The sequence below is a fragment of the Paenibacillus sp. J22R3 genome (assembly GCF_056269305.1).
Map to the genome: position 1 here is coordinate 502,304 of NZ_JBWDNS010000002.1, position 14,924 is coordinate 517,227.

At 50.4% G+C, this 14,924-nt stretch carries 16 protein-coding genes; 10 read left to right on the forward strand and 6 right to left on the reverse strand.

Annotated elements, in window-relative coordinates:
• Positions 1-214: 214 nt before the first annotated feature.
• Positions 215-403, forward strand: a complete 189-nt coding sequence (locus AC0YN4_RS10450; RefSeq protein ID WP_475781407.1) for a hypothetical protein — start codon at positions 215-217, stop codon at positions 401-403.
• Positions 404-560: 157 nt separating this feature from the next.
• On the opposite strand, the gene AC0YN4_RS10455 is transcribed toward AC0YN4_RS10450, so the two are convergent.
• Positions 561-932, reverse strand: a complete 372-nt coding sequence (locus AC0YN4_RS10455) for a DUF3600 domain-containing protein (RefSeq protein ID WP_475835752.1) — start codon at positions 930-932, stop codon at positions 561-563.
• Positions 933-1,050: 118 nt separating this feature from the next.
• Positions 1,051-1,614: a sigma-70 family RNA polymerase sigma factor gene (locus AC0YN4_RS10460; protein WP_475781409.1), complete on the reverse strand. Its 564-nt coding sequence runs from the start codon at positions 1,612-1,614 to the stop codon at positions 1,051-1,053.
• Positions 1,615-1,858: 244 nt separating this feature from the next.
• Here AC0YN4_RS10460 and AC0YN4_RS10465 point away from each other — a divergent pair, with 244 nt between their 5' ends.
• Positions 1,859-2,107 (forward strand): hypothetical protein, encoded by a 249-nt coding sequence (locus AC0YN4_RS10465; protein ID WP_475835753.1) that lies wholly within the window; start codon positions 1,859-1,861, stop codon positions 2,105-2,107.
• 78 nt (positions 2,108-2,185) lie between these two features.
• On the opposite strand, the gene AC0YN4_RS10470 is transcribed toward AC0YN4_RS10465, so the two are convergent.
• Positions 2,186-2,587 carry a MarR family winged helix-turn-helix transcriptional regulator gene (locus AC0YN4_RS10470; protein ID WP_475835754.1) on the reverse strand — a complete coding sequence of 134 codons (402 nt, stop codon included), beginning with the start codon at positions 2,585-2,587 and terminating at the stop codon, positions 2,186-2,188.
• Positions 2,588-2,804: 217 nt separating this feature from the next.
• On the opposite strand from AC0YN4_RS10470, the gene AC0YN4_RS10475 reads away from it, so the two are divergent.
• The 3 genes from AC0YN4_RS10475 to AC0YN4_RS10485 all read left to right on the forward strand — a co-directional run bounded on the left by AC0YN4_RS10475 (position 2,805) and on the right by AC0YN4_RS10485 (position 5,694).
• Entirely contained in the window at positions 2,805-3,428 is a 624-nt protein-coding gene (locus tag AC0YN4_RS10475) for a hypothetical protein (RefSeq protein WP_475835755.1), read from the forward strand.
• A 53-nt stretch (positions 3,429-3,481) separates the two neighbouring features.
• Positions 3,482-4,102 carry an NADPH-dependent FMN reductase gene (locus AC0YN4_RS10480; protein ID WP_475781413.1) on the forward strand — a complete coding sequence of 207 codons (621 nt, stop codon included), beginning with the start codon at positions 3,482-3,484 and terminating at the stop codon, positions 4,100-4,102.
• 110 nt (positions 4,103-4,212) lie between these two features.
• Positions 4,213-5,694 carry an aldehyde dehydrogenase family protein gene (locus AC0YN4_RS10485; RefSeq protein WP_475835756.1) on the forward strand — a complete coding sequence of 494 codons (1,482 nt, stop codon included), beginning with the start codon at positions 4,213-4,215 and terminating at the stop codon, positions 5,692-5,694.
• Positions 5,695-5,769: 75 nt separating this feature from the next.
• Here the strand turns inward: AC0YN4_RS10485 and AC0YN4_RS10490 are convergent, their stop codons facing one another.
• Positions 5,770-6,249 carry a hypothetical protein gene (locus tag AC0YN4_RS10490; protein WP_475781415.1) on the reverse strand — a complete coding sequence of 160 codons (480 nt, stop codon included), beginning with the start codon at positions 6,247-6,249 and terminating at the stop codon, positions 5,770-5,772.
• Between the two features lie 204 nt (positions 6,250-6,453).
• On the opposite strand from AC0YN4_RS10490, the gene AC0YN4_RS10495 reads away from it, so the two are divergent.
• The 3 genes from AC0YN4_RS10495 (at position 6,454) to AC0YN4_RS10505 (ending at position 9,626) form a co-directional block, all read left to right on the forward strand.
• Complete coding sequence (locus AC0YN4_RS10495) at positions 6,454-6,753, forward strand: hypothetical protein (protein ID WP_475835757.1); 300 nt, start codon at positions 6,454-6,456, stop codon at positions 6,751-6,753.
• A gap of 21 nt (positions 6,754-6,774) precedes the next feature.
• Positions 6,775-7,422, forward strand: a complete 648-nt coding sequence (gene pcp, locus AC0YN4_RS10500; protein WP_475835758.1) for a pyroglutamyl-peptidase I — start codon at positions 6,775-6,777, stop codon at positions 7,420-7,422.
• Positions 7,423-7,514: 92 nt separating this feature from the next.
• Entirely contained in the window at positions 7,515-9,626 is a 2,112-nt protein-coding gene (locus AC0YN4_RS10505) for a D-apionate lactonase family protein (RefSeq protein ID WP_475835759.1), read from the forward strand.
• A 77-nt stretch (positions 9,627-9,703) separates the two neighbouring features.
• Here AC0YN4_RS10505 and AC0YN4_RS10510 read toward each other — a convergent pair whose 3' ends face one another.
• Positions 9,704-10,153: a hypothetical protein gene (locus AC0YN4_RS10510; protein WP_475835760.1), complete on the reverse strand. Its 450-nt coding sequence runs from the start codon at positions 10,151-10,153 to the stop codon at positions 9,704-9,706.
• A 187-nt stretch (positions 10,154-10,340) separates the two neighbouring features.
• Between AC0YN4_RS10510 and AC0YN4_RS10515 the strand changes: the two genes are divergently transcribed.
• Both AC0YN4_RS10515 and AC0YN4_RS10520 read left to right on the forward strand, forming a co-directional pair.
• On the forward strand, positions 10,341-12,995 hold the full coding sequence (locus tag AC0YN4_RS10515) for a GH116 family glycosyl-hydrolase (RefSeq protein WP_475835761.1): 2,655 nt from the start codon (positions 10,341-10,343) through the stop codon (positions 12,993-12,995).
• Positions 12,996-13,152: 157 nt separating this feature from the next.
• Entirely contained in the window at positions 13,153-13,446 is a 294-nt protein-coding gene (locus AC0YN4_RS10520; RefSeq protein WP_475835762.1) for a hypothetical protein, read from the forward strand.
• 178 nt (positions 13,447-13,624) lie between these two features.
• Here the strand turns inward: AC0YN4_RS10520 and AC0YN4_RS10525 are convergent, their stop codons facing one another.
• Complete coding sequence (locus AC0YN4_RS10525; protein WP_475781422.1) at positions 13,625-14,512, reverse strand: helix-turn-helix domain-containing protein; 888 nt, start codon at positions 14,510-14,512, stop codon at positions 13,625-13,627.
• Positions 14,513-14,924: the final 412 nt, after the last annotated feature.

Sequence of the window (14,924 nt, forward strand, 5' to 3'; positions counted from 1 at the left end):
TCGTTAGAATTATGGCGGGTGCGATATCGGACTGTTGCGGAAGCGGTTGCGGTAGTAATGCAAGGTGATTCATGAGAGAATCATGAATGGATACAAAGAATGAAGTCTATGAAACGAAACCATAGACCCTATATTCCGTAAGAGTAATGAATAATTGGGAAATCAGCAGGGTCGTATGAGAATTTATTAGCTGGATAACGAAAGGATGGCCTATATGAATAAGTTCAATATTCTTCGTCCGATCATGCTCATTGCGATTGCGCTCCTGACGAAGAGTTTGGTTACCAATCTTTGCATGGTGCTGGGTATGGGATCCGAAGCAGCTCAAAACATGGGTTACATAGCTATGTTGATCGCCGGACTCGTAGTCTTTTCCCGGATCCGGAAAAACCAGAAGAAATAGGATATTCAACACGCTATCTTTTCGCGGCAAGTTCGAGGCAAGCGGCTTCGGCTTCGATTAAGGCAATGACAAGTTTGTAGTAATAGTTCAAAAGGTTGTTTTATTTAACTGGAAGAAAGAAACCCGGCTAGAATATGCCGGGTTTCTTTCTTATTTCTTACGGTTTGGCGGACTCATTGATTTTCTCGAAGAACGGGGCAAGCTTGGAGGCGAGCTGCTTAAATTGCTGCTGTTCTTCTTTAGTCAGTTTCTCCTCGTGTATGACTCCATTTTTATCGGTGATTTTCAGCTTTAATTGCACAAGCCGCTTGGTCAGTGTTGTATACTCCTTGAACTCGTCTTCCGTGAGCTTGCCTTTTGCTTCCTGAAGCATTCCCTCAATCTCTTTGTAGTCTTCCTGCGTACCGCCATGCTCCTCAATGGTCTTAGGAGAACCAAAAATATCATTAGCCAGATAGGAACCAGCATATGCGGCGGATGGAATCAGGATTACGATTGCCGCAATTCCGATGAGAATACGTTTTTTCATGGATTTTCCTCTCTTTTCGTTTGCATAGTGTTGATAGGATCGTCGGACACGTCCATACAAATCGGGAGGACACTGCATTGAATCTGCGATCTGACGAAGCTCTTCACGTAACTGCTTGTCAATAGACATACGCATCTCCTCCCGTCATTTTGAATCGATTTCGTAGTTCTTTCAGTGCCAGGTGCTGCCTGGATTTCACTGTGCCAACGGGGATATGCAGCAGATCTGCGATTTCTTCCAACGTATAGTCGTGCAAATAACGCAAGATGATGACCACTCTTAGTTTGTATGACAACTGGCGGACAAGGTTCAACAGCTCATGCTGCATTTCGGACTGTAGGACAGTTTTGTCCGTCCAGTCGAAAGTTTCGTCAGTCGTCTGGCGCTTACGTTCAATGAGCCGAATTCGTCGCCAAGCCTTTCTCTTCCAATCCTGGACCTGATGTACAGTGATCCCGTGCAACCAAAATCGGAATGGCCGACTCGAGTCGTAAGTGTGAAAAGACCTCCACATTCGCAGATAAACCTCATTTACGATGTCCTCAATGTCTTGTTTGTTGTAGACGAGAAAAGCAACCGTCCGATAGACATCTTGGTGAGTCGCCTGATAGACAAGCTGAAAAGCCGACTCGTCGCCTAACGTTGCATTTTCAAGCAATGGAATTAATTCTTTATCATTCATAGGGGCCCCTCCTGAACGTGTTACAACTCTTAATTCGCTCCTATTTGCAAAAAGGTTCAGTAAGAGATTAAACTTTTTTGATGGCGAGCAGCCGATTGGCTGTCTGACGTAAAAAGAATGAAGTCTGTGTTTACTATAGGCCTTTTTAGTTATCGGATTTAAATTGTGAACTTTTGATAATGGGGAACTTTACAGTCGTTTGTCAGCGGCAGCGAATTTTTAGGTTTGGATTGGGGGCTGTGTCATGGCGATATGCACGGAAATAACAATGCTTTCCAAATGGATAAACATGCATTTATGTCTGGTTATCGAATCAATCAGAAGCTTCACCGTCCAAGATGAAGAAGCGATTGAATTATTTATGATTGTTCGCCGCTTATGGGTGATGGGTCTTGATACGATATTTATCCCCATTGATTCCGGAGTTCTTGATTATTCAGAAGATTGGCTGGAAGGTTTTGTTAATGAATTTCTTTCGTACAATATCATATAAAAAATTACAAACAAAACGGCGGCCGATCAATCGGCCGCCGTTTTGTCTTCATTAATGAACAGAAGCAAGAGCAATGAACTACGACCGGCCTGAAGGAAGCAGCATTTTAGAAGCAAGAGCAATGAACTGTGAGCGCTCATTTTCATTAAGGTTATCCGTTATTGCTTGTATTTGACGTTGGATCTTACTGCTTACGGTCTGAATGAGTTGCCGTCCTTCGGCGGTCACCTTTACATGAATGACACGACGATCGTGTGGGGAATTACTGCGTTCAACAAGCCCTCGGCGCTCCGCGCGATTGATCAGTCCGGTAATGCTGGATTTGTCGAGGCCGAGGTACTGCGCTAGCTGTAACATGTTTAGTTCTCGATCTCGTAAAATGCCGAACAATCGAATTTGTATGATGGAAACATCGTATTCGGCTCCGACTCCGTTAAGGATGCCTTGAACAAGAAAGGATAATTGGACCAAACTATCCATGATCGAGAGGTTTTCCTGGGGAGCAGCGTTTTTGTGGTTCACCATGATTCACTCCATTTAAGCTTAGATAGTCGTGTGAAGCCTGTAAGCCTTAGTCAATTTTCATTTTATCATAAAAGTCATTGACATAGTACGTCACACAAACTATATTGTTTGTAACACGTAGTTTGTACCGCGTACTAATATTCTCTTGCTGGAGGTTATGACGCCATATCGCATGAGCAATAATAAACGAGTTTGGATTCTTGCCATAATCGCTATTGGCTTTGCCGTGCTCTTCCTGGGTTATTGGTGCTACTACATTTCGTTGCACGGGAACGGAGACAGTGATCTGAAACGTTTGGCAACGGAGCAGGTTGCGCAAGGCAGTGTCGAGCTTAACGTTAGAATTGGAATAATCGCGAATGATATGGGCACATATGCGGTTTTTCTGGGAGCGGTATGTATGTCCTTGTTAGGGTTTAAACGGGGATTGAAATCTCGGTCTACACTCGTCCGACGAATTGCAAAGTGGGTGCGTAAACTACACCAATGTTCGGGCTGGGCAGCATTAGTTCTCGTACTTGTACATGGCACTTACTTTCTAATCAAAGAAATTCATGATCAACATATTTACTCCGGTGCATCCAGCTTGATTATATTGCTTACAATTGTGGGATATGGCTATTGGATAAGGAAGGTACGGAATAAATGGATGAGAATGATTCATCGTTACCTGGCTATTGGCTGGATCCCCGTACTTTGGATTCACGCGGGTAAAGATGTCATTTTCGCTTCAGTTACAACGCTTGCGGCAGTGCTTCTGGTTAACATCATGGAACCAAGGGGGAATTCGTCCTAATTCTCTGCAGTTCGGAATGACATGGAACGATAACAAGAAATGAAGGTGTAATAATGGAACAGAAGAAGACCATTCTCTTGATCATGGGGAGCACACGAGCGGGGAGAAATTGCCCGAAAATCACGGCTTGGATCGAGTCCATCGGCCGAGCGAATCCAAGGTACGAGTACGAGATCATTGATCTGGGGGAATGGTCCTTGCCGATGGACGATGAACCGGGAATACCCGCATTGGTAACCTACAGCCAGCCCCACACGCAGGCTTGGAGCGAGAAGATCAAGAGTGCAAGCGGCTTGATTGTCGTCACGCCTCAGTATAATTGGGGGTATCCGGCGGTCCTCAAGAACGCGATTGATCACCTTTACCACGAGTGGCGAGACAAGCCGGTCATGATTGTAACCTACGGCGGTCATGGCGGCGGCCGGTGCGGGAAGCAGCTGCGGAGGGTAGCGGTTCGTCTGAGGATGCGCATCGTGCCTACGTCTCCTGGACTTCGGTTGTCGGATGCGATTATTCGTGAAGGAGCGGAGCTGTTGCCGGATCGTGAATTTCGGCGATATACGTCACAGGTTCAGCGAGCTTTATCGGAACTGGTTGACCAAATCGAGGGTCATGAACGTGTCATGGCACGAATGCGCCGTAGTTGGAAGGCGACGTTAGCTGTGCTTTCTTGATTAAGTATTATGACGGACTGTCACTTTGTGCAGTTATGAAATGGGACATTCCCCCATATATTTGTGATTGAGTGAACATAACTACAATCCAAGTGGAGGGATGTAAACGAATGGCACAGGAAGTTAAAGTAAATCAATCGATTGAAAATCTACTCAAGCAGCCGCAGCAGCTATTTATCAATGGTCAATTTGTACCTTCAGCTGAAGGCAAAACATTCGTAAGCTATAACCCGGCAACCGGAAAGCCGCTTGCTCAGGTGCACGAGGGCAAAGAAGAGGATATTAACCGCGCCGTTGCTGCCGCAAGACAAGCCTTTGAAAGCGGTCCTTGGCGTACAATGAGCGCCTCTGAGCGTGGTCGTCTTTTATTTAAACTCGCTGATCTAATTGAAGCAAACTGTGAAGAGATTGCACAGCTCGAGTCGCTCGATAACGGGAAACCGATCCGCGAAACGCGAGCAGCCGATCTTCCGCTTGCAATAGATCATTTCCGCTACTACGGGGGATGGGCAACTAAAATTACAGGGCAAACGATTCCCGTAGCCGGCGAATATTTCAACTACACCAGACACGAGCCTGTCGGCGTTGTCGGACAAATTATCCCGTGGAACTTCCCGCTATTAATGGCGGCATGGAAACTGGGTCCCGCCCTTGCCACAGGCTGTACCGTCGTATTAAAGCCGGCAGAACAAACGCCGTTGTCCGCGATTTATTTGGCAAAGCTCATTCAAGAAACGGGCTTTCCGGATGGCGTCGTTAACATTGTCCCGGGCTTTGGTGAAACGGCAGGCCAAGCGCTTGTCAATCACCCCGATGTCAATAAAATTGCCTTCACCGGGTCCACGGAAGTCGGCAAACTCATTGCGCGTCAAGCGGCGGATCATGTTAAACGCGTAACCCTCGAGCTTGGGGGCAAATCACCGAACATTATTCTGCCGGATGCGGATCTCTCCCGCGCGATTCCCGGTGCACTCGGGGGCGTAATGTTTAACCAAGGGCAGGTGTGCTGCGCCGGAAGCCGCGTGTACGTTCAGAAAAAAGCATATGATAACGTGGTTGCTGACATGGCGTCCTTTGCAGCCCAAATTAAACAGGGACCCGGCATTCACGCCGACACGGAAATGGGCCCGCTTGTATCACTGGAGCAGCAGCAAAAAGTGCTCGGCTATATTCGCCAAGGACGCGTGGAAGGTGCGGAGCTCGTTTGCGGTGGGGAGGACCGATTCGATGCCGGCTATTACGTCAAACCGACGATTTTTGCCGACGTTGACGAATCGATGACCATCGCCCGCGAAGAAATCTTCGGTCCGGTTGTGTGTGCGATTCCGTTTGAATCCATCGATGATGTGATCGATCGCGCCAATAACAGTGAATACGGACTTGCCGCCGGTCTGTGGACAGAGAATCTTAAAAATGCTCACTATGTAGCCAACCGGCTTCGCGCAGGTACTGTGTGGGTGAACTGCTACAATATGTTTGACGCTGCTTCTCCTTTTGGCGGCTATAAGCAGTCTGGCATCGGACGCGAAATGGGCGACTACGCGCTTCGCAACTACACCGAAGTCAAGAGCGTCTGGATAAATATGCAATAACGATAAGCTGAAAAAATGGGCCAATGAACGCGAAGCATCGCTTCCGTTCATTGGCCCTTTTCTAATGGAAGGACACTAAGTCGAACCAGCCGAAGCGATGCCGTTAAATACGGCAGGGCCGGCTAGAACGAGACTGAAATAACCGTCTACGGCAATAAACAGCGTGTAACGAATTTGTTGGCCTAAGACATCAGCTGCAGGCGGAAAGTCGCCGGCAGACACTGTGATCGGGAACAAGGTGCTCCAACGATAAATTTCGAACTGTTCATTAAGAATCATCACACCTGTACCTGCAGTGCCGTCGCCGCCGCGTTCCACAGTGAGCGTCACGACAGTTGGGTCCAGAATCCCTTCTTCAGGCTCTACCGCCGGTGCGAAATCGATGACTGCCGTCCCTGTCAAAGCAACGCGGACGTTGGATGTGTTGAGTGGAATCGCACCCAGAACTTGCAGACCGATGTCCCCGATTAACAGAGGCAAATCGGATAATGGGTCTGATCCGCCGAATTCGTTGCTATGAATGGAAATACGAGAATCCAGAAATTGAATGGGCATATAATCACCTCCAATCACTACTAGTATTCTATGATTTGTTTAAGCAAATGGACTAGTCTATCGCGCATTTATCATCTCTCGAATCCCGTTAGAGGAAGAAAGACTCAATTGGAAAGGCAGGGAGGTATTCGTGTGAGAGATAGAGAAGATAGGGATAGCTACTATTTACTATCAAAGCGATGAGAAGCGAAAAGGGGATTCACAATGGTTGGAGCGATTGTTCTATGGTTGATTATGGTTTCCGTTTTCTTCTTTATATTGCATGCAGTCATTCAGTCCGCACTGGATTCTTCGAACATGGCTAAGAACATTCAGGACATAAGGGATTATTTGTATGATGCGAAGAAGGAAGGCAAACCGAGTAAACACAATGCAGCCCAGCGGCTCCGATTAAATCAACCCGGCGCACCTGAAGACCTCTACGAGGAATGCCCTGCTTGTGGCGAGAAAGTTATCCAGCATGATCCGGAATGTCCGAGCTGCGGTTTGAGACTGAAGGATTAGCAAGCGAGGAGGCGGAGCTTCATGAACAGAGTCTTGTTAACCGGCTTTGATCCATTTGGTGGAGAAACGATCAATCCCGCATGGGAGGTAGTCAGCCATTTGAGCCATCAGCCATTTGAAGGGTTCGAAGTGGAGGTCAGACCGATCCCGACGGTGTTCACGAAGTCCATACAAACACTAAGGCAGGCCATTCTGGAGGTAAAGCCGGATGTAGTGATCTGCGTCGGGCAAGCGGGAGGCCGAAGCGATATTGCGATAGAGCGAGTGGCGATCAACTTGAATGATGCCCGTATCCCGGATAATGAGGGTAATCAGCCGATCGATGAGCCTATCGCGGTAGCAGGTCCGGTTGCCTACTGGTCCTCACTGCCGATAAAGGCCATTACCGCGCAGCTGCGCAAAGCAGGCATACCGGCCTCGGTATCCCATACTGCGGGTACATTTGTATGCAATCATCTCTTCTATGGTCTTCAGCATATGATTGCGACGGAGTTTCCGGCGATAAGAGGCGGCTTCATTCATATCCCCTACTTACCGATCCAAACGAATCAGAAGCCTCAGCTGCCTAGCATGAGTCTGGAAGATATGGTGAAAGCCATCGAAATCGCCGTGGTTACAAGTGTTCGGCATGATCACGATATTATTGCTTCAGAGGGTCAGCTGCACTGACGGAATGATCTTGGAGTTCAAAGTGATGAGCATGAAAGTGACTGGGTGCTGTGTTTGAAGAAGCAAGCCTAACTAAGGGGAGAGCGTGAGTTATGGTAAGTCAGGCAAAGGAGATATCCGTGTTGCGGTACGGAAGTGCCGAGCCGCTGCCGGAGCGGCTGCTACTAAAGGCGGGGCCGCTGACAGCTGCGCTGGAAGAGGGCGGACTTCGTTATATTCGCCATGGCGGGCAAGAAGTTGTGCGTGGCATCTACGCCGCTGTCCGGGATCAGAACTGGGGCACGATCAAGCCGGTTTTTCGGGAGTTTCGTGTGGTGACGAATCGCAGGGATGAGTTTGAAGTCCGTTTCGTAGCAGAGCATCGGCAGGGCGAAATCGACTTGGAGTGGGAGGGAGCCATCACCGGCTCGAAGGATGGAACGATTAGCTTCACATTCGACGGTGAGGCGCGTTCGACGTTTCTTCGCAACCGAATTGGCTTCTGCATTCTGCATCCTTCCAATCTGGCAGGTTGTAAGGTGGAGGTAGAGACGGCGGAAGGGACGGGGAGCGAGTCGGGGGACGGGATGGGGAACAAGTCGGAGATCGGAACGGGGAACCGGACAATTTCGGGGGTGTTCCCGGAGCGGATTTCGCCGCATCAGCCATTCCTCGGCATGGCAGCTATTCGCCATGAAATAACGCCGAAGCTGACTGCGGAGCTGCGATTTAGCGGTGATTTGTTCGAGATGGAGGATCAGCGAAATTGGACAGATGCCTCTTACAAAACATATTGCACACCGCTTAGCATCCCTTACCCGGTGGAAGTGGTACGTGGGGAGCGAGTTAAGCAATCGGTTACGCTTAAGTTGATTGGTGAGAGAGTGGAAGTGGACGAGGCTGTGGATTCGCTTGATTCGGACTTGAGTTCGGATGAGGTTGGCGGAGACTTGGTAAGGGGTTCGGCTGAATTCTCGGGTACACAAGAGATTAGAATTGAGTTGCGTGACCATGTGGTCGGGCAGGTTCCGGGTATCGGTTTAGGCATGACGCCGGGCCGTACGGCAGCGATGACTGAGATTGAGGCACTTCGCCCGCTTGATCTTACTTTCCTACGAGCTGTTATTCGATTGGCAGATGCGGGCTGGGAGCAGGAGCTTGCGAATACGGCGGCTGCCGCAAGCGCGCTTGGTGCAGGTATAGAGCTTGAAGTGGTTGTACCGGGGAAAAGGGAAGGCGAAGTGGGAGGGCAAGGACAAGGGCAAGGACAAGGACAAGGGCAAGGGCAAGGGCAAAGCCACGGGCAAACCCAAAGCCCAGGCCAGCAGTTGCTGGAGAAACTTGTTCAAGCTATTGCCGAAGTGGAAGCTACGGTGGATACGGTGTTTGTATTCCCAGAGGCCGGATTCGTGAGCAGTCATGAGCTGTCCTCCGAGCTTATGAAGCTGCGCGATTCGGCGAAGCTGTCCTTTCGCGTTGGCGGAGGCACTCGTGCTTACTTCACGGAGCTGAACCGCGCGGAGCTGCCGCTTGCTCCGATGGAAGCGGCGATGTACACGATTAATCCGCAGGTGCATGCCTTCGATATTGCTTCACTCGCCGAGACGGTTTCCGCTCAGGCCGATACGGTTCGCAGTGCGCGAAGTATTGTGCCCGGAATGCCGCTAAGCATCGGTCCAATCACGTTTAAGCCGCGTCTGAATCCGAACACGACTAGCGAAGAAGGAAGGCGCAAGTCCGAGGACCGGGCTAATCATACCGATGCGCGCCAATGGTCGTTGTTCGGCGCGGCGTGGACGCTTGGCAGCTTGCGAAGCTTATCGGAAGCCGGAGCCGAGCGGGTCTGCTATCTAGAGACAGCCGGTCCGCTTGGGGTTATGCATGATGGCGGGGAAGAGAAGTATCCGCTCTATCATGTATTGGCGGCTGCGGCCAAGCTGCAAGGTGCAGAAGTGCTGGATTGCCAAGTATCTGATCGGTTATGCTGCGACGCGCTCGCAGTCAGAAGCATTGATGGCGCTGTGACGCTGCTCGCAGCGAATAATACGAACGAAACCATTCGCGTTCGTGTGCAGTCGACGGCGATTAAGCCGGCGGAGCTGTTCGCGTTGGATGAGCGATCGGTCCAGCCGGTTGCGCCGGCAGCGTATCCGGCGCCGGTGGTGCAGGATGACGGCTCTTTTGAGCTGGAGCTGCTTCCGTTCGCGGTTGTAGTGGTGCGTTAAGGTTGGACGTGAACAAGGATGCGAGCCTAAGCCCGCATCCTTGTTTTTGTTATAGGGATAAATAACTGCTGCGAACGCTACTCCGACACAGACTTTAACTCGAAATACTCAGACTGAGCTCCCCATTTGACCAGCAGCTTGGCAGTTGTGTTTGGTATTAGCTCCTTCGTTCCGAGCGATGGAAGCATCGCATAAATTCCGTTCTCCGGTGCCTCGGGAATTAATATGCCGGAGCCGCCAACGGCGTCACCAAATGTGTATTCGGTCGAAAGTTGGCCGGTAGGTCTCGGATCTTCACCGTTGTACACGAGCACCTCTTTCATTTTGAATTGATCTGCGCCTTTGAGCTTGTAAACGAACAGAACAGCACTCCAATTATCGGCATGCCCTCTATACTCATAGACATATTCGAGATTGGAATCGGTCAATTCAGGAAAGTCAGTTTTGCTGATACCTCCATAAATATCAGACGGTTTCGTACATCCACTAAGAACAACAACGCTGCACAAAATAATAAGTGTGCTCATTATCCAACGTGCGACATTCCTCACTCCTTTGATTTCCAGTTATAGCCATTGTACCAGTTACTTGGTTGTAAGTGTGCTATAGGGTGTAAGTCAGAATTCAATCGGAATTTACAACAAAAGAAATCCCTTTTACAATGCTTCCTCTCTGGCTTCGTACTACAATGTGAAGTAGAAGGGAGCGATTACAGTGAAGCAATTTGTATATGAGGATGAGCGGCTAAATGCGATATCGTTTCCGATAGGCGGCATTGGCACAGGCTGCATCGGTCTGGCGGGTAATGGCAGATTAATGGATTGGGAGATTTTGAATCGTCCAAACAAGCGCAGCATGAATGTGCTTAGTCATTTTGCAATCAAAGCGGAGGATGGCGAGCGCGTGCTTGACGCTCGGATTTTACAAGGGGAACTCCAACCTCCATATATGGGTGAGCCGGTGCGAGGAGGCGCGCTGCATTCCGGATATGGATTTGGCCCGCATGCTGGGACGCTGGGGGGAATGCCTCATTTTGAGAAGACTGTCTTCACGGGTACGTTCCCGATGGCTGATATCGAGTTTCAAGATCCGGCATTCCCAGGGCAAGTGCGAATGAGCGCGTTTAATCCGTTCATTCCTTCGAATGAAGATGATTCCAGTCTGCCGGCAGCTTTCTTTACGATTACCGTATCGAATACGACTGAGCAGGCATTAACCTACACTGTCAATTTATCTTCGGCGAATATGATGAAGACCTCGCCAAGTCAGCACCGCTTTGTGAACGATAACGGCTTGAAGCGGATACATATGGCAACACTATCGGAGCAGAAGGACAATCCGGAATATGGCGAGCTGACGATGGCGACGGATCAAACAGAGGGCAGCTACCAACAGTACTGGTATCGCGGCGGATGGTGTGACTCGCTAGAGATGTTTTGGCGGGATTTCACTACGTTTGGACCCTTCAACAATCGCGAATATGAGCCGGATGCCAAATTCCGCAATCAAGATATGGCTTCACTGGCAGCGTCAATAAACGTACCAGCAGGTGAGTCGCGCAGTGTAAGGTTCATGCTCGCTTGGAGCAGTCCGTTCATGTACAACCATTGGAATCCCGAGAAAGACGGCAAACAGACCATCTGGAAAAATCACTATGCGGTTCGATTCGAAGACTCGCTCGCCAGCAGTGCATATGCATTTGCAGAGTGGGATCGACTGGAGCGAGAAACGCGGCTATTCCGTGATGCACTGTATGGATCAACGCTTCCGGAGGCTGTACTGGATGCGGTAGTGGCGAATTTATCCGTGCTGAAATCGCCAACCTGTCTGCGGCTCGAGGATGGGTCTTTCTACGGCTTCGAAGGCTGCATCGAGGATGTCGGCTGCTGCGAAGGCTCCTGTACGCATGTTTGGAACTACGCTTATGCGCTGCCGTATTTGTTCCCGCAGCTGGAGCGGAGCATGCGCGATCTGGACTTTAAACATAATCGCCGCGAAGACGGGCAGATGCAGTTCCGACTGATGCTTCCTGTTGGGCGCGAGCGCTCCAAATATCACGCCTGTGCTGACGGGCAATTCGGCGGGATCATTAAACTGTACCGGGATTGGCGGATTAGTGGAGATGACGAGTGGCTAAGAGGGCACTGGGAAGCGGCAAAATCGATGATTTCCTACGCGTGGGCCGAGACCAATGAGGACCAATGGGATGCCAATCAAGATGGCGTGCTCGAAGGACGGCAGCATCATACGCTCGATATGGAGCTGTTTGGACCCAATTCATGGCTGAACGGATTTTACCTGGCCGCTTTGAAGGCGGGGGCGGAGATCGCGGATTATCTGGGCGAGCCGGAAACGGCGGAGCTCTACCGCGGGCTGTTCGAACGTGGAAAAGCCTATACCGACCGCGAGCTGTTTAACGGAGAATATTATACGCAGCAGGTTCAATTACAAGATTTGTCGCAGCTTACCCGCTATTCAGATGGGAAGTCGTCGTTCGACAATGCAGTAGTGAATGCGTACTGGAATGCGGAAGCGGGCGAGATCAAATACCAAATCGGCGAAGGCTGCAGCATCGATCAGGTCGTCGCGCAGTGGCATGCCAACTTGTGCGGGTTAGGCGAGATCTTTGACGGGGAGCAGACGCAAACGGCGCTGCAATCGCTCTATCGCTATAATTTCAAGAGCGAGATGAGGAAGGAAGCCAACCCATGGCGGTTGTATTCGCTAGGCGACGAGGGCGGATTGCTCATTTGCACCTGGCCGGAAGGTCGGACGAAACCAGCCGTTCCGCTGACCTATAATTCGGAGACGATGACCGGCTTCGAATATCAAGCTGCGGTGCACATGATTCAAGAGGGCCTGTACGAGGAAGGCTTATCCATAGTCGAAGCCATTCGCCGCCGCTACGATGGGAACCGCCGCAATCCTTGGAATGAAATCGAATGCGGCAGCAATTATGCCCGCTCGATGGCCAGCTACTCGCTGCTGCATGCTTACAGTGGATTCCACTATCACAAAGGGCAGGGGCTGCTCGGTTTTGAGCCGAAGGTTGCGGCTGCAGCAGGAGTCGGTGCGGCGAGTTATCAGGCTTTCTGGGCTCTGGACGGCGCATGGGGAACGGTAAAATGCGGTGAAGATGCGCTTGAAATCGAAGTGCTCTACGGGGAATTTGCGCTGCAACGCCTTCAATTGGGCGAAGCGCTCACAAGCCGCGTGAAAACCGTTCGCCTAGGCGACGAAGAGCTGCAATTCGAGCAGAGCGGAGAGCAGCTAAGCCTAGTTAACGGCAGCGCCGTGCTCTCGCCGAATAGCTCGATTCGAGTGGTATTGAGCTTGGTGAATGGAGTGGCTCTGGGAGTAACCCATTAGCGGAATAGTGATGGGTTCAGCAGAAGAGTGGTTCTGGGAGCCACACATTGGTGGGAAACCGGGGGATTCTGCGAAAGAGTGGTTCTGGGAGCCACACATTGGTGGGAAACCGGGAAATCAGGTGAAATCCGCTAATGAAGGGTACCCAGGGGTCTACATGAGCGGAATTCCAGTGGAATCCGCTAATGAAGAGTACCCAGGGGTCTACATGAGCGGAAATCCAGTGAAATCCGCTAATGAAGAGTCCCCAGGGGTCTACATGAGCGGAATTCTGGTGAAATCCGCTAATGAAGGGTACCCAGGGGTCTACATGAGCGGAATTCTGGTGAAATCCGCTAATGAAGGGTACCCAGAGGTCTACATCAGCGGAAATCCGGTGGAATCCGCTAATGAAGGGTACCCAGGGGTCTACATGAGCGGGAAATCAGTAGAAACAGGGAAAGAGAGGTAGATCGTACCTCTCTTTCCCTGTTTCTAGAGGCGCATCTCTATGCGCTCCACTCTACATGCCACACCTAAGCCGTCCGTTCAACCAGCCGACTACGCCTAAGCCGTTCACACCCAAGTCGTCCACAAGCCGCATAAGCTCTAGCCCACTACGCCCTATACATCCACACTAGCCATCCACCCTACTCGCTTTCGTTCATCCCGGCCCGGTATTGGCCGGGAGTAACTCCCGTCGTTCGCTTGAACGTGTTGGCAAAATGATGATTGTCCGTAAAGCCGCAATAATCGGCGATTTCGTGCATAGTCAGCATACTCGTGCGAAGCAGCTCTTTTGCGTGCTTGAGCCGCATCATAAGAAAATAGTGATAGGGCGAAACGCCGAATGTCTCGCGGAATACGACGTTGAAGCGCGGCACGGACAGGTTCGCCCTTTTTGCCATGTCGGCTACCCGCAGCGGCTCTGAGATGTGCAAAGCAAAGTAAGATGTTACCCAGCCGAGCAGCGAGTGGCTCTTATTCGGAGTTCGCTCCTCCTCGACATACGGCTCAAGCAGCTGGAAAATCAATTGCAGTGCGGCGCCATGCGCCTTCATCCGATTAAGCAGGCCGCAAGCTCCGTCATCCCAGGCTTGGATAAGCGCAAGCAGCGTTTCGACGAATGCCGATTTATTTCGGGGAGTGAATAAGATCGGTATCTGTTGAAAGCCCTCCAATTCAGAAATCCGAGGCTGGATCAGCTCCTCTTGCCCAGCGACTTGAAGTTGCCCGGGCAACGTCACGAAGCTGCGCTCGCGATGCGGGTTATAGAATAGATCCATATGGACATACGGGGAGATGGTATCCGTCGTCCCCTCCAGAATATGAAGATCACCGGGCTGCAGCATGCAGAATTGCCCGCTCGTTATGGTAAATACTCTACTCTCCCGAGTAAGTGTCACGCGCATCGTTCCCTCTTGCACATAAAGAATCACGTAATCGAGCAAGGTGCGCTCGCCGAGGAGGAAGGGCTTACGAATCGCATTCGCCGCGGAACGAATGTAGGGAACAAGATCAAGCTGAGTAGCATTCATAAGTAACCTGCCTAGTATAAAATAGTTCGTCTAATCTATCATAGCAGGTCTGGCTGAGGGAAGCTTATGTTGGATGATAATTCTTGTTAAGTAAAATTTTACTTGACGATCGAATAAGGAAGCGATTACACTAGGATAAATTTGTAAGAGGATGGAGCGTGCAAAGATGACCCAGTTCTTGACAGCAGTTATCGGTTAATCGATATCTGAATAGGCATGATAGCTACAACACGCGATCGAACAGCTGCTCAGCAGCGGTCTGTTTGTGTTACCGGCTACCATGCACCCTGTCATGAACATTCATCCTTAACGCTTGGCCTAATCGGACGCGCAGCTCGTGCTGCGTACTCGTGCTGCCTGAAGCCGTAGATGGACATTCGTTCATCTGCGGCTTTTTTGCGTGCATTTTACT